This is a genomic window from Labrys sp. 22185, from assembly GCF_052045555.1.
In the GTDB taxonomy this organism is placed as follows: domain Bacteria; phylum Pseudomonadota; class Alphaproteobacteria; order Rhizobiales; family Labraceae; genus Labrys; species Labrys neptuniae.
This window is the reverse complement of the sequence record NZ_JBQEPH010000005.1, coordinates 202,084-223,132: the sequence shown is the minus strand read 5'-3', so window position 1 is coordinate 223,132 and position 21,049 is coordinate 202,084. Positions and strand designations below refer to the sequence as shown.

General features: G+C 63.1%; 18 protein-coding genes and 1 other RNA gene. 11 read left to right on the top strand and 8 right to left on the bottom strand.

Going from position 1 to position 21,049, the window contains the following annotated elements:
- Positions 1-55: 55 nt before the first annotated feature.
- Positions 56-1,819, bottom strand: a complete 1,764-nt coding sequence (locus ACTJKX_RS12855; RefSeq protein ID WP_440725493.1) for an acetolactate synthase 3 large subunit — start codon at positions 1,817-1,819, stop codon at positions 56-58.
- Between the two features lie 347 nt (positions 1,820-2,166).
- Here ACTJKX_RS12855 and ACTJKX_RS12850 point away from each other — a divergent pair, with 347 nt between their 5' ends.
- Positions 2,167-3,234 (top strand): DUF1963 domain-containing protein, encoded by a 1,068-nt coding sequence (locus tag ACTJKX_RS12850; RefSeq protein ID WP_440725492.1) that lies wholly within the window; start codon positions 2,167-2,169, stop codon positions 3,232-3,234.
- A gap of 119 nt (positions 3,235-3,353) precedes the next feature.
- Here ACTJKX_RS12850 and ACTJKX_RS12845 read toward each other — a convergent pair whose 3' ends face one another.
- The 4 genes from ACTJKX_RS12845 to serB form a co-directional block, all read right to left on the bottom strand.
- Positions 3,354-3,863 (bottom strand): dihydrofolate reductase, encoded by a 510-nt coding sequence (locus ACTJKX_RS12845; protein ID WP_440725491.1) that lies wholly within the window; start codon positions 3,861-3,863, stop codon positions 3,354-3,356.
- 10 nt (positions 3,864-3,873) lie between these two features.
- Positions 3,874-4,827, bottom strand: a complete 954-nt coding sequence (locus tag ACTJKX_RS12840; protein WP_311941568.1) for a thymidylate synthase — start codon at positions 4,825-4,827, stop codon at positions 3,874-3,876.
- 139 nt (positions 4,828-4,966) lie between these two features.
- Positions 4,967-5,512, bottom strand: coding sequence for a DUF4256 domain-containing protein (locus ACTJKX_RS12835; RefSeq protein ID WP_440725490.1), 546 nt, complete (start codon positions 5,510-5,512; stop codon positions 4,967-4,969).
- A 54-nt stretch (positions 5,513-5,566) separates the two neighbouring features.
- The gene (serB, locus tag ACTJKX_RS12830; RefSeq protein ID WP_440725489.1) at positions 5,567-6,457 is read right to left on the bottom strand and encodes a phosphoserine phosphatase SerB; all 891 of its coding nucleotides are present in this window, start codon (positions 6,455-6,457) and stop codon (positions 5,567-5,569) included.
- Between the two features lie 17 nt (positions 6,458-6,474).
- On the opposite strand from serB, the gene miaA reads away from it, so the two are divergent.
- The 6 genes from miaA to ACTJKX_RS12800 all read left to right on the top strand — a co-directional run bounded on the left by miaA (position 6,475) and on the right by ACTJKX_RS12800 (position 12,852).
- The gene (gene miaA, locus ACTJKX_RS12825) at positions 6,475-7,407 is read left to right on the top strand and encodes a tRNA (adenosine(37)-N6)-dimethylallyltransferase MiaA (RefSeq protein ID WP_440725488.1); all 933 of its coding nucleotides are present in this window, start codon (positions 6,475-6,477) and stop codon (positions 7,405-7,407) included.
- Between the two features lie 271 nt (positions 7,408-7,678).
- Positions 7,679-8,809, top strand: coding sequence for an FtsH protease activity modulator HflK (hflK, locus tag ACTJKX_RS12820; protein WP_440725487.1), 1,131 nt, complete (start codon positions 7,679-7,681; stop codon positions 8,807-8,809).
- On the top strand, positions 8,806-9,723 hold the full coding sequence (hflC, locus tag ACTJKX_RS12815) for a protease modulator HflC (RefSeq protein WP_311941583.1): 918 nt from the start codon (positions 8,806-8,808) through the stop codon (positions 9,721-9,723). Before hflK ends, hflC begins: the two co-directional genes overlap by 4 nt.
- Before the next feature lie 280 nt (positions 9,724-10,003).
- Positions 10,004-10,207: a DUF2065 domain-containing protein gene (locus ACTJKX_RS12810; protein WP_105862061.1), complete on the top strand. Its 204-nt coding sequence runs from the start codon at positions 10,004-10,006 to the stop codon at positions 10,205-10,207.
- 189 nt (positions 10,208-10,396) lie between these two features.
- A complete protein-coding gene (locus ACTJKX_RS12805) occupies positions 10,397-11,902 on the top strand; it encodes a Do family serine endopeptidase (protein WP_311941587.1) in 1,506 nt (501 codons plus the stop codon).
- Between the two features lie 137 nt (positions 11,903-12,039).
- Complete coding sequence (locus ACTJKX_RS12800) at positions 12,040-12,852, top strand: aminoglycoside phosphotransferase family protein (protein ID WP_440725486.1); 813 nt, start codon at positions 12,040-12,042, stop codon at positions 12,850-12,852.
- Positions 12,853-12,908: 56 nt separating this feature from the next.
- Here the strand turns inward: ACTJKX_RS12800 and ACTJKX_RS12795 are convergent, their stop codons facing one another.
- Positions 12,909-13,523, bottom strand: coding sequence for an SspB family protein (locus ACTJKX_RS12795; RefSeq protein ID WP_415081546.1), 615 nt, complete (start codon positions 13,521-13,523; stop codon positions 12,909-12,911).
- Positions 13,524-13,627: 104 nt separating this feature from the next.
- Positions 13,628-13,978: a transfer-messenger RNA gene (gene ssrA / locus ACTJKX_RS12790) on the bottom strand.
- A gap of 195 nt (positions 13,979-14,173) precedes the next feature.
- On the opposite strand from ssrA, the gene fumC reads away from it, so the two are divergent.
- The 3 genes from fumC (at position 14,174) to ACTJKX_RS12775 (ending at position 16,109) form a co-directional block, all read left to right on the top strand.
- Positions 14,174-15,583 carry a class II fumarate hydratase gene (fumC, locus tag ACTJKX_RS12785; protein ID WP_440725485.1) on the top strand — a complete coding sequence of 470 codons (1,410 nt, stop codon included), beginning with the start codon at positions 14,174-14,176 and terminating at the stop codon, positions 15,581-15,583.
- 112 nt (positions 15,584-15,695) lie between these two features.
- Positions 15,696-15,884 carry a DUF4169 family protein gene (locus ACTJKX_RS12780; RefSeq protein WP_311941598.1) on the top strand — a complete coding sequence of 63 codons (189 nt, stop codon included), beginning with the start codon at positions 15,696-15,698 and terminating at the stop codon, positions 15,882-15,884.
- Between the two features lie 9 nt (positions 15,885-15,893).
- Positions 15,894-16,109 carry a ribbon-helix-helix domain-containing protein gene (locus ACTJKX_RS12775; RefSeq protein ID WP_068282176.1) on the top strand — a complete coding sequence of 72 codons (216 nt, stop codon included), beginning with the start codon at positions 15,894-15,896 and terminating at the stop codon, positions 16,107-16,109.
- A gap of 307 nt (positions 16,110-16,416) precedes the next feature.
- Here ACTJKX_RS12775 and ACTJKX_RS12770 read toward each other — a convergent pair whose 3' ends face one another.
- Positions 16,417-20,082 (bottom strand): AsmA family protein, encoded by a 3,666-nt coding sequence (locus ACTJKX_RS12770; protein WP_440725484.1) that lies wholly within the window; start codon positions 20,080-20,082, stop codon positions 16,417-16,419.
- Between the two features lie 729 nt (positions 20,083-20,811).
- Here ACTJKX_RS12770 and ACTJKX_RS12765 point away from each other — a divergent pair.
- Positions 20,812-20,973 (top strand): hypothetical protein, encoded by a 162-nt coding sequence (locus ACTJKX_RS12765; RefSeq protein ID WP_156771335.1) that lies wholly within the window; start codon positions 20,812-20,814, stop codon positions 20,971-20,973.
- The last annotated feature ends 76 nt before the right edge of the window (positions 20,974-21,049 follow it).

The window sequence follows — 21,049 nt, the reverse complement described above, 5'->3', positions numbered from 1 at the left end:
AAGAAAGAGCGGACAGGATGTCCGCGCTCCCTAGCGCACGCAAGTGCGTGCGCGGTCACACCAGTTGCTTGCCCTTGGCGTCGATCACGCTGCCGATATCGATGGCCGCGTCGCCCAGGATCATCTCGTTATGCGCCTTGCCCGAGGGAATCATCGGGAAGCAGTTCTCGGACTTGTCGACATGGCAGTCGAAGATGACCGGATGCGGGGTGTCGATCATTTCCTTGATCGCCGCATCGAGATCACCCGGCTTGGTGCAGCGGATGCCGACCCCGCCATAGGCTTCCGCCAACTTGACGAAATCGGGCAAGGCCGCCGAATAGCTCTCCGAATAGCGCCCGCCATGCAGCAGTTCCTGCCACTGGCGCACCATGCCCATATATTCGTTGTTGAGGATGAAGATCTTCACCGGCAGGCGATACTGCACCGCCGTCGACATCTCCTGCAGCATCATCTGGATCGAGGCCTCGCCGGCGATGTCGATCACCAGCGCGTCCGGATGGGCGAGTTGCACGCCGATCGCGGCCGGGAAGCCATAGCCCATGGTGCCCAGGCCGCCCGAGGTCATCCAGCGGTTGGGATCCTGGAAGTGGAAATGCTGGGCCGCCCACATCTGATGCTGGCCAACCTCGGTGGTGATGTAGACGTCGCGATCCTTGGTGAGCTGGTAGAGACGCTCGATGGCATATTGCGGCTTGATCGTCTCGTCTGAGCCGCGATAGGCCAGCGACTTGCGGCCACGCCAGGCCGCGATCTCATCCCACCAGCTTGCCAATGCCGCCTTGTCCACCGTCGGCTTCAATTCGCGCCAGGCCGCCAGCATCTGCTCCAGCACATGGGCGCTGTCGCCGACGATGCCGATATCGACCTTGACGTTCTTGTTGATCGAGGAGGGATCGATATCCACGTGGATCTTGCGGCTATGCGGCGAGAACGCGTCGATACGCCCGGTGATGCGGTCGTCGAAGCGGGCGCCGATATTGATCAGCACGTCGCAATCATGCATGGCCAGATTGGCTTCGTAGGTGCCGTGCATGCCCAGCATGCCGAGCCATTGCGGATCCGCCGCCGGGAAGGCGCCCAGGCCCATCAGGGTCGAGGTCACCGGGTAGCCGGTGAGCTTGGCGAATTCGCGCAGCAGCGCCGTAGCCCGCAGGCCGGCATTGACCACGCCGCCACCCGTGTAGAACACAGGTTTCTTGGCGCCGGCGATCAGGGCCACCGCTGCCTTGATCTTGTCCTGGTCGCCTTCCAGGCGCGGGCGATAGGTCTTGTGGATGTTGTCGGTCGGCTTGAAATACTCGCCCACCTTGAACTGCACATCCTTGGGGATGTCGATCAGCACCGGGCCGGGACGGCCGGATGCGGCGATCAGGAAGGCCTCGTGCAGGATGCGCGGCAGGTCCTCGATACGCTTCACCAGGTAATTATGCTTGGTGCAGTGACGCGTGATGCCGATGGTGTCGGCTTCCTGGAAGGCATCCGAGCCGATCAGATGGGTCGGCACCTGGCCGGTGATGCACACCAGCGGGATCGAATCCATCAGGGCGTCGGTCAGGCCGGTCACGGCATTGGTGGCGCCAGGCCCGGAGGTCACCAGCACGCAGCCCACCTTGCCGGTGGAACGGGCATATCCCTCGGCGGCGTGAACGGCAGCCTGCTCGTGCCGGACGAGAATGTGACGAAGCTGCTCCTGCTGGAAGATTGCGTCATAAATCGGCAGGACCGCACCGCCGGGATAGCCGAACAGGGTGTCCACACCCTGGTCGATCATGGCTTGCACCACCATTTCCGCGCCGGTCATTTGCTTCGTCGACATCGCCTTTTTCCTTGGCTTCCAAGCACTTGGGCTTTTTCGAGCTTCGAATATCGTTCGCTTGTGTTTCGGGCAATAAAAAAGGCCCTCAAGGGGCCCATGTGCGTCATCGTAGGAGATTCGGGCTAACCCCGCTCCACCGACAACGCCAAACCTACGATAAGGATGTTGCGCAAGATCGCGCTCCCATTTTTCGAAAGTTACGGGGTTGTAAGGGTTGGCAAACAGGCGGTCAAGCGCTGATTTGCAGAAATTGTCAATTGTTGCGCAACATCTGGCAACGCTAGTCTTTCATTACCGTTCCCTGCCTCGCTCCCGGCAGCAAGCCAGGATCAAGAGAAAGCCTCCCCATGTTCGACAGTCCCGACGATGCAAGACAGGCCTTGCAGGCCTATTTCGACACGCCGCGCATCGAGATGCGGGTCGAGGCGCTGGTGCCCGCCCTGGTCTTCGAGGTGGCGCCCGGCAAGCGGATCGTGGTCGGCGACACCAAATTCGGCGGCCGGCCGGACCTGCCCGCAGGCTCGGCCTGGCCGCGTCCACCGGCACCGGCCGATCCGGAGGCGATCGCCAGCCAAGGCAATGCGGAAGCCGGCGCCGAGATGCGGCGGCATCTGGCCCAGGGCCTGCCCTACGCTTTCCTCGCCCAGATCGATCTGGCGGAGGCCGACAAGCTCGGCAGTGTTGCCTCTCCCCTTCCACCGGACGGACGCCTGTTGTTCTTCTATGATCTTGCCGTCGGACCATGGGAAACCGGCAAACGCCCGGCCAAGGTGATCTGGGACCGGACACCACGTGACAAGCTCGCCACGCTTGCCATGCCCAAAGACCTGGTGCAAGCGGCGGAGAAGGCGCGCCGCGACGCGGCCGAAAGCCGGGCCAAATACAAACTGCCCGAACCATCACAGCCGGAAGGCAGCAACTACGACGCGCCCGAGCGCGCCATGACGCTGCGTGCGGGTCTGAGCCTGCCCGACCCGAGCGCCATCGAGATGGAGGCATCGGCCAAACTCCATGCCGCCTATTCGGCAGCCGATGGAACGCAAAGCGGCAAGAACGGGCAGAGCTTCGAGGAGGCCTATGGCGAAGCACTCACCGCCGGCGGCAAGCTCAAACCGGCGGGACGCTGGCACCGCCAGCAGCTTCTGGGCAGCCCGCAGCCGGAACAGGACGATCCTCGCTATGATGCCGTCGTGGTCTCGCAATTCGGCAAGCAGCATTTGTCGTCGGACGAGTGGAAGAAGGAACGCTCCGCCGTCATGGCGGCAGCCCATGAATGGGTGCTGCTGTTCCAGCTCGACCTCGCCGACTGGAGCGCCGGCGCCTGGGGCGAAGGCACCGTCTACTTCCTGATGCGCAGGAAGGATCTCGAACAGCGCCGTTTCGACGAGGTGATCACCGTCTACCAGCAGACTTAGGATTTACCCGTCCATGAACGAATCGAGTTGGGCCTTTGTCATTGCCGGGCATGACAAAGGTGGTGCTTCAGCTATCTCCGGACATCGCCTCAATTCAAGTTGGAGGCGACATCGCAGGCTCAAATGCGCTCCAGCGCCACCACCTCGAAACCGGCATCGTCCCCCTCCCCGCGGGGATGGGGCGTGCGTGACACCTCCCGCCATTCTCCGGCCGGCAAAGCGGGGAAGACGGCGTCGCCTTGCGCCTCCAGGTTGAGTTCGGTGAGCAGCAGGCGGCTTGCCCGCGGCAGGGCCTGGGCATAGATGGCGGCCCCACCCGCAATGACGACCTCGTCGGCCTTCATCTCGGCGGCAACGGCCTGCCCGCGTTCGAGAGCGGCCTCCAGGCTGGCGGCCACTTCCACGCCCTCGGCGTGAAACGCGGGGTCGCGCGTCACCACGATGGTCCGCCGCCCCGGCAAGGGGCGCCCGATCGACTGGTAGGTCTTGCGTCCCATGATCAGGGGTTTGCCCATGGTGGCAGCCCTGAATTGCTTGAGATCCGAGCGCATGTGCCACGGCAGCCCGTTGTCGACGCCAATGACACGGTTGCGGGCCATCGCAGCGACAATGATGACAGGAACGCTCATGGCTCGCCGTTCACACCGCGATCGGCGCGGAAATCGCCGGATGGGCTTCGTAGCCTTCCACGATGAAATCCTCGAATCTGTAGTCGAGGATCGAGGCAGGCTTGCGGGCAAAGCGCAGCGTGGGCCAGGGCTTGGGCGTGCGGCTCAACTGCTCACGCACGAGATCGCCATGGTTCTGGTAAACATGCACGTCGCCGCCGAACCAGACGAACTCGCCGGGCTCGAGGTCGCATTGCTGGGCCAGCATGCGGATCAGCAGCGAAGCGGTGACGAGGTTATAGGGCACACCGAGGCCGACATCGCAGGAACGCTGGTGCAACAGACCGGAGAGCTTCCCGTCGGCGACGAAATATTGATAGGTGGTGTGGCAGGGTGGCAGCGCCATCCCGTCGAGCTCGGCCACGTTCCAGCCGGTGAAGATCAGCCGTCGCGAGGTCGGATTGTGCTTGATGTCGTGCACCAGCCGCGCGATCTGGTCGATCCCTTTCGGGTCCCGGCGATAGAGCCCCTCCTCGCCTTCGACATCGGTCGGCACGAAGAGCGGCCAATGGCGCCACTGCGCACCATAGACCGGGCCAAGGTCGCCCCAGCGCTCAGCGAAGGCCTCGTCGGCCACGATCCGCGCCTCGAAATCCTCCTGGCTGATCGCCTCGCCGGTTGCCTTGCGATATTTGGCGAGCGGCCAATCGGTCCAGATCGTCACCTTGTTCTGCAGCAGCGGCCGGATATTGGTGCCGCCGTCGAGGAACCACAGCAATTCGCGCACGATCGTCTTCCAGGACACCCGCTTGGTGGTGAGCAAGGGCAGCGTGCCGTCGGACAGGTCGATGCGCAGGCTCTGCCCGAACAGCGCGCGCGTGCCGACGCCGGTGCGGTCGACCCGCGGCGTGCCCTCGCGCCAGACGCGGTCGAGGAGGTCGAGGTAACCCTGTTCGGGATGCGGCTTATGGGTGCGGTCGAGCATGGCCTGATCTTAGCCGCGGCATGCGATTCCGCGACTCCCAAAAAAGATTGTGCACCAGTCTTTGAAAGACTAGCGCGGATTTCCTGCCAAACCATGACCGAGACGTCGCTCCGGCCACGATATCCGGCCACTCGCAGGGTTAAACCTTCAAGCGCCCTCGAAATCCCCTTACGGCATAATAGGAGGATGCGCCGTTGTGGTAAGTGAAGACATGGTCGTAGCGGCGATCACAAAACAGCGCACCGCCTCTCTTCCTGATTTCGGCCGGCGTCTTCACCCAGCTCGAGGTTTTCAAGTCGAACTCCCCAAGCTCCTGCAAGGCGCGATATTGTTCTTCCGTAAGGAGATCGACGCCGATGGCGGCGGCCAGGTCGACTGCACTGCCCTCCGGCTTGTGCTCCTTACGCTCGTCGAGCGCCTGGCGGTCATAGCAGAGGCTCCTGCGGCCCTTGGGTGTTTCCGCCGCGCAATCGCAGAAGACATAGTCACCGGTTGTTGGATCCTCGCCGATCACATCCGGTTCGCCACCCGTCCGCTCCATTTCGCCGAGGGAGCGCAATTTCTCGGGATTGGCCTCCAGGCGTGCCTGCACCTTGGCCCATTCGAAGCCCTTGTGGCGCTTCATATTGGCATCGAAGCGAGCCTTCAGCACATCCAACAAGTCCTGGCTACCGTTCTTGCTCATCTGGCGCTCCCGCTTCCCGTCGATAGGTGTGGTCTCGTCCTTGGTGCCCGATATCTAGTGTGCGAAATCCTCGCCGCGATATCCCTGCGCATAAAGCAGCGCCGTCAGGTCGCCGTGTTCCACCCGCATGCGGGCTGCCGCGGCGACCGCGGGCTTGGCGCGATAGGCCACGCCGAGGCCGGCTTCGCCCAGCATGGCGAGATCGTTGGCGCCATCGCCCACTGCCATCGTATCGGAGGCTGCCAGGCCCCTCGCCTGCCTCAGGCGCTCGAGATTGGCGCGCTTGGCCTCCTTGCCGAGAATCGGCTCGGCGACCTCGCCAGTGAGGTAACCATCCCTGACCACCAGGAGATTGGAGTGATGCTCATCGAAGCCGACCATCGCGCCGATCTTGGCGGTAAACAAGGTGAAGCCGCCCGAGACGAGCGCCGTATGAGCCCCGTTCGCCCGCATGGTACGCACCAGTTCCGGCCCGCCTGAGGTCAGTGTCAGGCGGTCGCGGATGACCTCGTCGGCGATGCTCTCGGGCAATCCCTTCAGCAGGGCCACGCGTTCGCGCAGAGCCGGTTCGAAGGCGATCTCGCCGCGCATGGCACGCTCGGTGATCTCGGCCACCATCGCCTTGGCACCGACGAAATCGGCCAACTCGTCGATGCATTCCTGGCCGATCATGGTGGAGTCCATGTCGGCGAGGAAAAGATGCTTGCGCCGCCCCTCGGCTTCCTGCACCACCAGATCGACGGTAGTCCCCGCGAGAGCCTCGCGCAGACGAGCCTCGATCTCGACGATCGGCGCATCGGCTGCACAGGCGATGTCGATGGCCACGCCGGGAGCCAGAACGCTGGGCTTCCCCGGTGCAGCCAGCGCCTCGACCGCGCGCGACAAAGCGGCCGCGTCGACGGCGGGACGGTCCGGATGGGAGATCAGCGTGGCGACAAGGGACATGAGGACAGGTATCCGGAGTGACAGCCATTCAATATGACGCCGTGCTTCTCGCAGGTCCGACGGCGAGCGGCAAGTCGGCTTTGGCCCTGGCTCTCGCCGAGCGCTTCACCGGCACCATCATCAACGCCGATTCCATGCAGGTCTACCGCGATCTTGCCGTGCTCAGTGCTCGCCCGGATGCCAGCGAGACGGCGCGCGCACCTCATTTGCTCTATGGCCACGTCGATGGCGCCGTCAATTATTCGGTGGGACGCTGGCGCGCAGACGCGGCAGCCGCGCTGGATGACGTCCGTCGGCAGCAACGCCTGCCCATCGTGATCGGCGGTACCGGCCTCTATTTCAAGGCGCTGGAGCGGGGGCTGGCCGAAATGCCCGCCGTTCCCGACAGCGTGCGCAACACCGTACGCGCCAAGGCCGAGGGCCTGGAGACGCAGGCTTTGCACGGCTGGCTGAGCCAGAAGGATCCTGCCATGGCGAATCGCCTGCGGCCCAGTGATCGCCAGCGCCTGATCCGCGCTCTCGAAATCTTTGAGGCAACCGGCCGCTCCCTGTCGGAATGGCAAAGCGAACCACACACGCCGCCCCTGCTCGATGCCGGCAAATGCCTGCGCCTCTTTCTCAGCCCGGAGCGCGCCGAGCTCTATGCCAGGATCGATCACCGCTTCGACCTGATGGTCGGGCAAGGCGCGATCGAGGAGGTTCGCGCGCTCTCCCGGCGCGGCCTCGATCCGGCCCTGCCCGTGATGCGGGCCCATGGCGTGCCCGGGCTCTGCCGCTACCTCGCCGGGGAAATCGGGCTCGGGGATGCCATAGCCGGTGCCAAGGCTGACACCCGCCATTATGCGAAACGCCAATTCACCTGGTTCCGCCACCAGATGCCGGGCTGGCGCTTCGTCGAGCCTGCTCAAGCACTTGCGGTTGCTTCTGACGAGCTGATGAACGAAATTTAACACGTGCCCGTCGCGATGTTCGTCAACTGCAGCCGGGCACCGGGTTTACATAGGAATTTCAAGGGGCTGCATAGGAGTTTCTGCAGCTTCGCCATGTGGAGACAGCTTCGTTCGAACGCCGTTTCGTCGATTTAGAGGCTTGTTTTCAAACATGGTTTCGGATTGATCGGGGGGGTTGCATTCCTATATGCAGCTTCTCTCCGGCTTATTCCGTTCTTTGGAATGGGCTTTCGTCCTGCTTTGGGCAGACGAACAATCAAAGGACCAAGACATGCCTTGGAGTAACCAGAGCGGCGGTGGTGGCCCCTGGGGTAGCGGCGGCGGCAACAGCGGGGGCGGACGTCCGGGGGGCGGTGGTCCCTGGGGTGGTGGTCCATCCGGCGGTTCTCAGCCCCCGGATCTCGAAGACTGGCTTCGCCGCAGCAAGGACGGCCTCAAAAATCTCCAGGGCGGCGGCGGCTTCACGCCGCGCAACATCGCGATCGGCGCGGTGGCGCTGGTCGGCCTGTGGCTCCTCACCGGCTTCTATCGCGTGCAGCCCAATGAGGTCGGCCTCAATCTCGTCTTTGGCAAATATGTTTCGCTGAGCCCGCCGGGCCTGCGTTACAACGTGCCCTATCCGATCGGCACGGTCGAAAAGCCCACCGTGACCAACGTCGAGACCATCAATGTCGGCACGCGTGGCGACAGCGACAGCGCCAATGAAATGCTGACTGGCGACGAGAACATCGTCAATATCGGCTTCACGGTGCAGTGGCAGATCAACCCGGCCGCGCCGCAGGACTACGCCTTTAACCTGTCGAACCCGCGCGGCACGATCCGGGCCGTCGCCGAGAGCGCCATGCGTGAAGCCATCGGCCAGCGCAATATCACCCCGATCCTGACCGGCGATCGCCAGGCGATCGAGCAGCAGGTCCAGACCGAGATGCAGCGCGCCCTCGACAGCTACAAGGCCGGCGTGCTGGTTCGTCTGGTGCAGTTGCAGAATGTCGATCCGCCGCCCCAGGTGATCGATGCCTTCCGTGACGTCCAGGCCGCGCGCGCCGACCAGGAAAACACCATCAACCAGGCGCAGGTCTATGCCAACAAAGTGATCCCGGAAGCAGGCGGTGAAGCCGCTCGTATCACCCAGGCGGCCGAGGCCTATCGTGCGCGTACCGTTGCCGAAGCCACCGGTGAGGCGTCGCGCTTCAACGAAGTCTACAGCGCCTATCAGAAGGCTCCTGTGGTCACCCGCGAACGCATGTATCTGGAAGCCATGACCTCCATCCTCACCGATACGAACAAGGTGATCCTGGACTCGAAGACCCAGGGCCAGGGTGTGGTGCCCTATCTGCCGCTCGACCGTCTGCTCAAGCGACCGGCCGGCACGGCACAACCCCAGCAGGGAGCGGCACAATGAGATCCCCGCTCGGAACCATCGCCCTGATCGCGACCGGTGCCATCCTGGTCCTGGTCTATCTGTCGGCCTATACGGTGACGCCGCGCGACTACGCCCTGCCCCTGCGCTTCGGCGAACCGCAGCCGGCCAAGACCCAACCCGGTCTGTACTGGAAATGGCCGTTCATCGAGAATGTCGAGTACATCAACAAGCAGGTGCTGGACCTCGACAGCCTGCCGCAGGAAGTCATCGCCAGTGACCAGAAGCGCCTGAAGGTCGACGCCTTCGCCCGCTATCGCGTCTCCGATCCGCTGCGCTTCTTCCAGACCTCGCGGTCGGAGAAAGGTGCGGAACTGCAGCTTTCCTCGATCCTGTCCTCGGCGGTTCGCCGCGTTCTCGGCCAATCGACCTTCGCCGCCGTCGTACGTGACCAGCGTACCGCGCTGATGGAGAAGATTCGCGCCGAGGTGAATCGTGAAGCCGGCGGCCTCGGCATCGAGGTGGTCGACGTGCGTATCCGCGGCGCCGACCTGCCGCAGGCCAACTCCGAGGCCGTCTACAAGCGGATGCAGTCGCAGCGCCAGACCGAGGCTCAGCAGATTCGCTCGCAGGGCACGCAGCAGGCTCAGATCATCCGCTCGGATGCCGACCGTCAGGTCGCCAAGATCCTCGGTGAGGCACGCGGTAAGGCGGCGGAAACGACCGGCCAGGCCGACTCGGCCCGCATCAAGATCCTGGCGGATGCCTACAACAAGGATCCGGAATTCTTCCAGTTCTACCTGTCGATGCGGAACTACGTCGATGCGATGAAGCCCGACAACACGCAGGTCTTCATCAGCCCGGACTGGGATTATTTCCGTTATCTGCGTTCGCCGGCCGCCCCTACGGGAGCACCGGCCCCGGCAGCCTCTCCCCCGGCTCCTCCGGCGCAATAGGCTTGACGCCGGCCCTATATAAAGCTCCATTGCGCCGACCGCTTCATTGCGGCCGGCGTTTTTCTTAGGACCGCCGTGAACATTCTGACGGCTGCCCTTGCCAAAAGCGTCTTGCGATTTGACGGGTTCACCAAGAATCGCAAAAACGCTCTGGCCAATCGGTTGGATTGGCTGAAAACAAGGAGCTGGAGCGAACAAGCGTTCAGACATGAACGCATTTTGCTCCAGGATCGCAAACCGTCGGAAGGTTCGGGTGCGGTTCACATAATGTGTGGGGCGGATGGATAGTTTCTCTTTCGGTGATTTCATCACTGCGCTCGGACTGGCCTTTGCGATCGAAGGGTTGTTCTTCCTGGCCTTTCCCGATCCGGTACGGCGCATGATGGTCTCGGTCGCCAACTCCCCCAATGCGCAGCTCCGCCTCGCCGGATTCATTTCCGCCATCATCGGTATCATCATAATCTGGGCCGTAAGGGGCATGTGACGTCGTCGGCTCGGTAGCCGGACACCTCGGGGCCCGATGCACCGTCCCATCCTGTTGCGGGTGAAACTGACAAGCCCCAACTTTGCGTGAACTTGCGAGTACGTCACGCTCGCGCCGCATTCCGCACTTGAAATTCAATCCGACCGCGCCCCACATCAACACCGATGCGGGTGACCATCCGAGGACTTGATGCCGATTCAACTCAACACCCTGATGCGCCGCAGCGGCGCCGTTGCCATCGCCGCCCTCCTTGCCGCGAGCCCGGCCACGCTGGTAGCGCCGCCGGCCATGGCTGCGGCAGGTCCGCCTTCCGTCGCCGATCTCTCGGCCGAGCTGATCGATGCCGTCGTCAACATCTCGACGTCGCAGACGGTTGCCGCCGGCAGCAATGACGATGACGACGAGGATGCGCCCAAGCAGCCCATGCCCAAGCTGCCGCCCGGATCGCCTTTCGAAGAATTCTTCAACCAGTTCTTCAACAACAAGGACGGCAAGGGCCTGCAGCGACCGCGAAAAACCGAAGCGCTCGGCTCGGGCTTCGTCATCGACCCCAGCGGCATCATCGTCACCAACAACCACGTCATCGACGATGCCGACGACATCGAGGTCAATTTCAACGATGGTTCCAAGCTCAAGGCCAAGCTGCTCGGTCGCGACAAGAAAGTCGACGTCGCCGTGCTGAAGGTCGATCCGCCCAAGCCGCTGAAGGCCGTGAAGTTCGCTGATAGCGACAAGGTCCGCGTGGGCGATTGGGCGATGGCGATCGGCAACCCGTTCGGCCTGTCGAGCACGGTGACGCTGGGCATCATCTCGGCCCGCAACCGCGACATCAATTCGGGACCCTACGACAACTACCTGCAAACGGACGCTGCCATCAACAAGGGCAATTCCGGCGGGCCGCTGTTCGACATGGACGGCGGCGTCATCGGCATCAACACCGCCATCATCTCGCCGACGGGCGGCTCGATCGGCCTCGGCTTCTCCATGCCGTCGGCGACCGTGCAGCCGGTGATCGAGCAGCTCCGGCTCTATGGCGAGACGCGGCGCGGCTGGCTGGGCGTGCGGATCCAGGGCGTCAGCGACGACATCGCCGAGAGTCTCGGCATGCAGAAGGCCCAGGGCGCGCTGATCGCCGGCGTCGACGACAAGGGACCCGCCAAGCCGGCAGGCCTCGAACCGGGCGACGTAATCCTGAAATTCGACGGCCACGACATCAAGGAAATGCGGGACCTGCCCCGTCTCGTCGCCGATACGCCGGTGGACAAGAAGGTCGAGGTGGTGATCCTGCGCAAGGGCCAGACCCTGACCAAGACCGTGACCGTCGCCCGGCTCGATGAGAGCGACGGGGCGATCAAGGCATCCACCCGCGGCACTGAAACGCCCGAAAAGCCGAAGATCACCAAGGCGCTCGGCCTGGAAATGTCCGGCATCACCAAGGAGCTGCGCGACAAGTACAAGCTTGCCAACGACGCCAAGGGCGTGGTGGTCACCAAGGTGGACAATGGCTCCTCGGCCGAGGACAAGCAGGTTAAGGTTGGCGACGTCATCCTGCAGGTCGGCCAGCAGGCGGTCTCCAACCCCGAGGATGTGAGCAAGCGCATCGAGGAGTTGAAGAAGTCCGGCACCAAGCAGGCCCTGCTGCTGCTGTCGAACACCCAGGGTGAACTGCGCTTCGTAGCGCTGGCGCTGAACTGAGCCGCTCGCGGACTTCTTGAGCGTTCAAGAGAGCAAAAAACCCCCTTTCCGGCTCCGGCAAAGGGGGTTTTGCGAATCCGCATCGGGCGACCGTCATGGCCGGGCAGGAAAAGCGGGAGCATACCCTGTGAGACGGCATGGCGACGGCCACTGATTTCGCCCCCTATGTCCGACGATGGGCGCTGGTTCCCGACGGTGATCCGATCGTGACCCATTCGAGCCGCCTTCTGCCGGTTCTGCACGCTGGCGCGCCGGCCATGCTGAAGGTCGCCACTGAGGCGGAAGAACGCTGGGGTGCCGGCCTGATGATTTGGTGGGGCGGGCGTGGCGCTGCCCGTGTCCTTGCGCATGACGACCGGGCCATCCTGCTCGAGCGCGCCACCGGCCGCCATTCGCTGGTCCACATGGCCAAAAACGGAGCGGATGACGAGGCCAGCCGCATCATCTGCAAAGTCGTCGGTGCGTTGCATGAGGCGCGCGCGATGCCTCCGCTCGACTTGATCCCGCTCGAACAGCGGTTTCAGGCACTGGAGGCTGCACCCGCAGGGGAGATTTTTGCGCGATCTGCCGTCGCTGCCAGAGCGCTTCTCGCCAATCCGCGCGATGTCGTCACCCTTCATGGCGACATTCATCACGCCAACATTCTCGATTTCGGCGAGCGAGGCTGGCTTGCCATCGACCCCAAACGCCTGAAGGGCGAACGGGGTTTCGACTACGCCAATCTCTTCTGCAATCCGGACCATACGGTCGCCACCGCGCGGGGACGCCTTGCGCGGCAAGTCGAAGTGGTCGCTCGGGCTGCGCAGCTGGAGCGCGGCCGCCTGCTTCACTGGATCCTGGCTTGGGCAGGGCTTTCAGCGACCTGGCTGATCGAGGATGGCGAGGAAGAGCATGTGGCGCCAACCCTCGAGGTCGCGAACATCGCTGTCGCGGAGATCGATAAGAGCTGACGTACCGCGCAGATCCGCGACGCGCGGCTCACCGGCAAAAATGCGGGAAAGCGCGCCTACTTCTTTTTGCGGAAATGATCGAGGCTGACGATCTTCTCGCTCTCGGCGGGCCGGTCGTCCTCACCGCCCTCATCCGCCGCCACCGGCTCTTCCACAGGCGGACTGGCTTTCTTGCGAGCGGGCTTGGCTGCCATCTCTTTGGCCCCGGCCTCCTTGGTCGGCGCACCCTTGCCGGCTTCGCCCTCGTCGCCACGCGGAACCGCACGGATCGCAGCCGGCGCCGGCGTGGGCGCGGCCTCCTCTTCCGACTCGCCCTCGTCGACTTCGAACTTCACGCCGAAATCGACCGACGGATCAAAGAAGGCCGTCATGGCGGCGAACGGTACGATCAGCCGTTCGGGAGCATTGCCGAAGGACAATCCGACCTCGAAGCCGTAGTCGCTGACGGTAAGGTCCCAGAACTGATGCTGGAGAACGATGGTGATCTCCTCCGGAAACTTTTCCGCCAAGCGCGCCGGAATACTGACGCCGGGGAACTGGGTCTTAAAGGAGATGAAAAAATGATGGTCGCCAGGCAGTCCGACGCGCGCAGCATCGGCCAATACGCGGCGAACCATGCCGCGCAGCGCATCCTGAGTGAGAAGATCATAACGGATATGGTCAATACTCATCGCGCAATTTCTTACCAGGCCAGCTCTTATTAGGTCGGGCCCGCTGGCACGTGCATACGCCTCGCAGACCGCATCTCGGATGGCCTGCAGGCAGACCGGAATGAAGTGGAGGCTTCTGTTGCCAGGTGCCTCCGGACCCCGCCTGCCGGTGCTACCCGTCAGGACTTGATTTCGGTCTAGTTACCGCTTACGCGGCAACCGCAACCGGAGCATAGTTGTCGTTGGCAACTATAAAAAAGGCCCGATATCGGCGGAACCATGCCGAGCGAAAGCACACCCTTTACACCCTCGTCGATCCTGTTTCGCCCCCGCCGCAGCCCGCCCTGACGGGCTCTGGTGGAGGCGCCGGGTACTGCCCCCGGGTCCGATAGGTTTATTTCGATGACCATTTATCGCCATAGCCGGCGCGAGCCGGCAAACTGAATATAAGCTGCCTGTTCGGCAGAAAAAAGAGGCGATTGCGGTTTGACGGAGCTTTCCTCAGGCTTGGCATGCCTTATTTGAGGATGAGGGCATCTTGCCCTGCCTGTGTCATCCATGTCCGGCGCATAATGGCGGCCATAGGTGATCCACGGAAATGCCGAGTATGAGCTGCCATGCGAGCCCCGAATCCGGGCATGAACGCACAGGGCCAGTTGCAGGAGACCATCATGATCGAAGCCACCCCCGCCACCCGCCAGGAAAGCGACTCCTTCGGGCCGATCGACGTGCCGGCCGGACATTATTGGGGGGCCCAGACCCAGCGCTCGCTCGAGAATTTCCGTATCGGCGCCGAAAAGATGCCTCGCCCGCTGATTCACGCCCTCGGACTGATCAAGCTGGCGGCAGCTCGCGCCAACCGCGAGCTCGGTGTGCTTGACCCCGCTCTGGCGGACACCATCGAGCGCGCCGCCCGCGAAGTCGCCGACGGCAAGCTCGACGATGAATTTCCCCTGGTCGTCTGGCAAACCGGCTCGGGCACGCAGAGCAATATGAATGCCAATGAGGTGATCTCCAACCGCGCCATCGAGATGCTCGGCGGCGCCATGGGTTCCAAGAAGCCCGTTCATCCCAACGACCATGTCAATCGCGGCCAGTCTTCGAACGATACCTTCCCCACCGCCATGCACGTGGCTGCAGCCCGCGAGATCCACGATCGCCTGCTGCCGGCACTGCGCCATCTTGCCTCCGCCTTGGAGCACAAGGCCGAGGCCTTTAAGGACATCATCAAGATCGGGCGCACCCATTTGCAGGATGCCACCCCGCTCTCGCTCGGCCAGGAGTTCTCGGGCTATGTCACGCAGTTGCAGCAAGGCATCCGGCGGGTCGAGGCCGGCCTCGCCGAATTGATGCCGCTGGCGCAGGGCGGCACCGCTGTCGGCACCGGCCTCAACACCCGCGAGGGCTTTGCGGAGCGAATCGCAGCCGAGCTTGCCGCCCTGACCGGCCTGCCCTTCGTCACCGCGCCCAACAAGTTCGAGGCCCTCGCCACCCACGACGCCCTGGTGTCGGCCCATGGCGCGCTCAATACCCTGGCCGTCAGCCTGTTCAAGATCGCCAGCGACATCCGCCTGCTCGGTTCGGGGCCCAGGGCCGGGCTCGGCGAATTGATACTGCCCGAAAACGAGCCGGGCTCCTCCATCATGCCCGGCAAAGTCAACCCGACGCAGTGCGAGGCGATGACCATGGTCTGCACCCGGGTGTTCGGCAATCAGAGTACCGTCACCTTTGCCGGCAGCCAGGGACATCTGGAACTGAACGTATTCAAGCCGGTGATCGCCGACGCCGTGCTGCAATCGGTCCGGTTGCTTGCCGACGCAACCAACAGCTTCACCGATCACTGCGTCAGCGGCATCGAGGCCGACACGTCGCGAATCAGCGATCTCGTAGCGCGTTCCTTGATGCTGGTGACCGCGCTAACACCTGTCATAGGTTATGATAAGGCAGCTTATATTGCCAAGACGGCGCACCGTAACGGTACCACTCTACTTCAGGAAATATTGGCGGCAAAAATAATGGACGAAAGAGCTTTTGAAAGTGCGATGAGCCTTGCACGGATGATCACGCCAGATAAAGAATGACAGGAACGTTGTTTTCTAATCAACGCATATGTCTTACAAGATGCAACCCAATCGAGCCTCAAGTCGATATTGAAGTTGTTCACTTGAGAGAAAGTTCCTTTCCGGTAAGCTGATGGCTGAGATCGTGAATTTGAGGAGAGTACGCAAGGCTCGGGCAAGGGCCGAAGCCGGGCAGGAGGCCGCCCGGAAACGCTCGATCCATGGACTCTCGCGCATCGATAGGGAAAGGCTGCAGGCGGACAAGCAGGAGGCCGAAAGGCACCTCGACAGACACCGCCTGGAGCCCAATAATGTAGAGTGATGGGCTGCCATGAAAAGCAAAGTCGTTAAACGTTCGATCGTCATTGCCGGCCACAAGACGAGCGTATCCCTCGAGGACGCCTTTTGGGAAACGTTGAAGGAACTGGCCGCCAAGCGCGATCTCACGCTCTCGGACGTCGTTGCCGAGATCGATGCCACGCGCGCCCAAGGAAATCTGTCTTCCGCAATCCGGCTCTTCGTCCTGGAGAATGTACGCCGAGGATGAGGCGCGAGATGATTTGACACGGGCGGCAATCATATTCGCCCGATTGCTTGAAAAGCATGCACAGCTACCAAGACCGGCTTGGCCCCTGTCCGCTGTTTGTCGTCGAGTTATAAGGACTGCCTTTACGGCAACGGCCATTTTTCCCTTCAAGCGAGCAGACACGGCCTCCTTCGGACTCAGCCCTGCCACCATGGTTGGTCCAGCCGGCTCATTTCGCGGCCCAGAATTGCCGGCGTTATAATACCACTCGCGGTCTTGAACATTCATTTCAACCAAGAGAGCGGGAAGCCAGGCTTCCAGCCTCGTCTCAGGGACCAACGGGCGGGGACTCGATGGGTGCCTGCGGCAAGGCTGGCCCGGCATTCGGCAGAAGCGGAGCCGGCACCACCGTGGTATGCCCGGGTGTCACCGGCGAGACAGGCAGGTTTTCGAGCGCAGGCAGTTTCACTGGCGGCGCGCCGGGAAGGCCGGACGACGGCGCCAGCGGCACGCCCGCCCCGCCGGTTGCCGGCGCGACCGGCCCCAATTGCAGCGGCGGCAGTGCCTTCCGACGGGCATCCTCGATTGCCTTCTGCATCTTCAGGGCTTCGGCGCGTCGGGCATCTTCCTGCGCCTTCTCCTCGATCCGCCGCTGGGCCTCCAGCGCCTCGAGCTTGCGGGCTTGCTGCTCGACGCCGCGGATGCTGAGCCAGGCGACAAGGCTCGACACGTCGACCTGCTTTTGCGGGGCGTCGATAGTGCCGCGCAATTGCACCGGAATTGTCGGGGCCGGGCCGCCAAAACCATCGGCAGGGTTGGTGGGCGAGAGGGCGATATCCGCCTTCACCGTCAGGTCCGACAGATCCAGCAGGCCGGAAAGGGCAACGCTGCCCTGGGCCGAGGTCGCCCTCGTCGAGGAGAGGCGAAGGACGCCGCCCGCGAGGGAGAGATTGCCATTGATCGTGCCGGTCTGCAGCGGCGCCTCGTCGAGACTGCGTTCGAAGGCTTCCCGGACGTGACTGGCATCGCCGGAAAGCCCGCCATCCACCGCTGCCACCGTTTGGTCGAAGGCCTTTTCCGAAAGCCCGGCCAGCGATGCCTCGGCGAGTTCGGCAGTTCCGCCACCGGTGAGGGAGGACATCACGGCATCGGGCGAACGGCCATTGCCCTGGAATTCCATCCCCATGGCCAACTCGCCCGAGAGCTGATGTCCTTGCAGCGCCACCCTGCGCAGCGAGAAACGCCCGCTCGCCGCGGTATCGAGGGCGGCATGCGAAAGCTGGAGGGCACCGCTGACGTCGCCACCGGCGAGTTTCGCCGCAAAATCGTCCACGGCGACCTTGCCGGCGCCGAAATTCAGCACCGCATGCGCATCGTCGAGCTCCGGCAAGCGCCGCGACAGGCGCAACGTCTTGGCCGAGATGGCGAGCCGACCGGCCAGGGCATCGAAGGTTCCCGGGCCGAAGGTCTCATCGGAAAAGGCATTGCCATTGGTATTTCCGGCGCTCAGATCCGCTCCTGAGAACAGCGAGCCGAGCAATTGGCCGTCGGCCTTGAGAAAATTCAGCCGCCCGTCGAGGCGTGCCGGCCTGCCGGCACTGACGGTGAGCGCACCACTGACCGGCATGCCGAGCACGGTCCCCGTCAGGTCGTCGAAGACGTAGCGTCCTGCCCTGGCACGAAAGCCGGAATCCAGCGTGGCGCCCTGAGACGGGACCACGCCCGGAAGCGGCAGACCCAGGAGCTGGGCGGGCACCAGCGCATCGTCGGTGCTGGCCGTCAAACGTCCGTCAAAGGCTGGTGCCTCGAATGAGCCGGTCATCTTGCCGGTACCGGAAAGCTGCAGCCCCGCTCCACCGAAACTGCCGTTCCAACGCATCGCGCCATTGAGCGGGCCCGACAAAGCCATTTCCAGCGAGGCGCGCCCGGGCACGGAACCCGCCCTGTAATCGAACCCGGCCTGGCGCATCAGCGTGGCCACGTCGAGGCTGTCGGCCTTCACCCTGATATCGGCACTCTCCCCTGTCCCCTTGCCTGCGAATTGCGTGTCGAGTTGCAGGACGCTGCCACCGAACTTGCCGTCGACCGAGTAACGCCGCGCCGCGCCGAAGGCGACGGAAAGGCTGGCATTGGCCGGCGAGAGTGCTGCCGCGCGGGCCGCAAAGGCGTCGACCCAGAAAGCCGGCAGCGTGCTGCGCTTGAGCGCTGTCGCCAGCCCTGAAAGGTCCTTGCCGTTCAGCACGATGCGGATTTCGCCCTGGGGTTCGGCGCCGATATTGTCGATACGGCCATTGGCCGTGAGATTGGCACCGCCGAGGTCGCTGACGACCACGTCCTCCAAGGCGATCAGCTTGCCGCCGGCCTTGATATGCCCGCTGACCGACTTGGCCTCGATTCCGGACAGGGCCAAAGCCTCGGCCTTCAAGCGGACATCGGCTTCACTGAACAGATCGCTGCTGCCAGGCAGAAGAGCGGCCACCGATGGCAGCACGTCGAGATCGATGCGTTGCGCGGCGAGATTGGCTTCGACCCGTCCGGCGGAACGGCCCTGCGCCAGGCGTTTCCAGGCCAGCCTGCCCCTGACCGCGGCATCGTCGATGGCAAGGGTCAGCTGCGAAAAATCGACCTTGTCGGCGTCGGCTTCGAGAGCAGCCTTCAGGGACAATTTGCGGGCAGCATCCGGCCGTCCCAGGACGGGTTGGCCCTGCAGCCAGCCTATCAGGCCGGTGGCCCGATCCGATTTGAGGTCGAGATTGCCCTTGAAACCGCCGCCTTCGTCATTGACGTCACCGGCCAGCAAGAGATGGCTGTTGCCCGGCAGGTCCGCCTCGAGGCGATCAACCTGCAGTTTCCCGTCGGCCACCCGGATGCTCGCCCGGGCATTCTGGGTCAACTCGCCGCCCAGCATGAGGCCGTCGGCGGCCAGATCGATCTGAGCGTTGGTGGCCGCACCCGCCAGCACGGGCACGACCCTGGCAAGCCTGGCCAGCACTGCAGCCGGTGGTTGGCGCTTGTCGGGGCCGATACCGACGAAACGATCGAGCTCGAGCTGCTTGCCGACGAGGTTCGCTTCCAGCACCGGCGTGGTGCCGAAAGCCAGGTTCACGCTTCCGGCGAGCTTGAGGGCACGCTCGTCCGGCCCCAGTTGGATCGCCACCTTATCGGAGACCACCCCTGCCGGCGTAGCCGTCACCGGCCCCGACATGCTCCAGGCCTGTTGCTCGCTGGCTCCCTGATCATCGGCGCTTCCCTCCCCCGCTGCCTTCGCGGCGAAAGTTGGACGCAGCAGCGTTGCTGCGCCCACGAATGTCGGCTTCCCCCCTTGAAGCTTGACCTGGCCGTCGAGATCGAGCGTTACCGGCTTGTCCGCCGGCACCGCCGTGACACGCAGATTGAGGCTGCCCTTCTCGGCTACGCCCGTGGCGATCTTCACCGTATGCGGCACGCCGGCGATCTTGATCCCGCCCTCGGCCTTGTAGGGACCGAGCACCGAGCCGGATTCACCGACCAGATTGATGCCGGTGAGACTGATGTCCTGGCCGTCGACCTTGTTCACATAATGAAGCGAGCCACCGCTGACCTCGAAGCTCTCGACCGCCGCCCCGAGAGACACCGGATATTTCGAGAGAGGGGCGATCGTGCCCTCGTCATCGGCCGTCACCGACAAGGCCGGATCACGTACCACGACATTGGAAAGATCGACGTCGCCGCGCAACAGGCCGCCGAGACTGACGTCTCCGTCGATGCGGGCAACGTTCAACCTGGTAGTGCCATAGGGGTCGCCGATGCTGACGTCGGACAAGGAGAGCCAAGGCTGAGGCAGGAGGCGCGCTTCGATCGGGCCGCGAATGATGACGGGCGTGCCGAAATGCTGCGTGAGGCGGTCACCAATGTCCTCGCGCCAAGCGTTCCAGTCGACGTAGAGGGGCGCGGTGAACACGGCCGCAAACGCCACGATCAACAAAAAACCGATAACGGTGAGCGCCTCGCGCACGCCGCACGTCCTTTCCAAAGCCTTTTGCGATCCATTCCTGTCGTCAGGAATCGCAAAAACGCGTCCAAACAAAGCATTGAAGCAAAATGCGTTCTGTCGGAACGCGCTTTGCTCCCGAGCCGGAAAACCTTCCATTCCGACCAATGGCGGCGTGGTGAATCCGGTTTCGAAGCTCCTCCCCTACCAGCTCCGACCATACGCGAAAACCAAGGCGAGACGAAACCGGGAACAGTGAGAAACTGTGGTCCCGGGTCACCGCACAAGGCAGCGAACGGGTAGCCTTTGAGGCCGAAATCGCGCGCAAAAATCTCAGTATGAACAGATTCGGCAGCAATTGTCTTACGAACGACCCCGCATATTCACATTTTCACCAATTCTTTAGATTTCATTAAGACCCGTACAAAATTTGTGCTATGACATCCTCCGCCGGGATAAATGCTAAAGCATGAGCCGGCTGTGCTGTGCCTGGATGCTCCACACAAAAGAATGAGCGGCGGGCAAAAAGGGCGGTCGAATTCCTGGCCGTTCGTCACAACAGCGTCGCGTCAATAGAGGAACGGTATCTCTCGCTTTCAGTGAGGTGGGTACACAATGTTACGCTTGATCAGCTCCGTCGGAGTCGTATTGGCGTTAGGTGTCTTCGGCGCAGGCTTTTATACGGTTGGGACTAGCACGGGGCAGTCTCCGTTGGCCCGTAGCGAGCCGACAAGCCGTGTAGCAGCCGCAAACATGCTGGTATTTCTTTCGGTGGACAAGCAAACACAACAGGCTGGCTATCTCGATGGCCGGCCCGTCCCTTCCGGTTTGACGATGCCGATCATCGTCCGTGTCAAACCCAAGGACGCTACTGAAGGAAAGGCCGCTGGTCAGCCGGTGGTGGTGACGCCATAGGAGAGGACAGGTTCCACGGCTGGGAGGGACCGGGCCGGAATTGTCCTTGAACAACCAGAGCTGGGCCTGGCCGCAG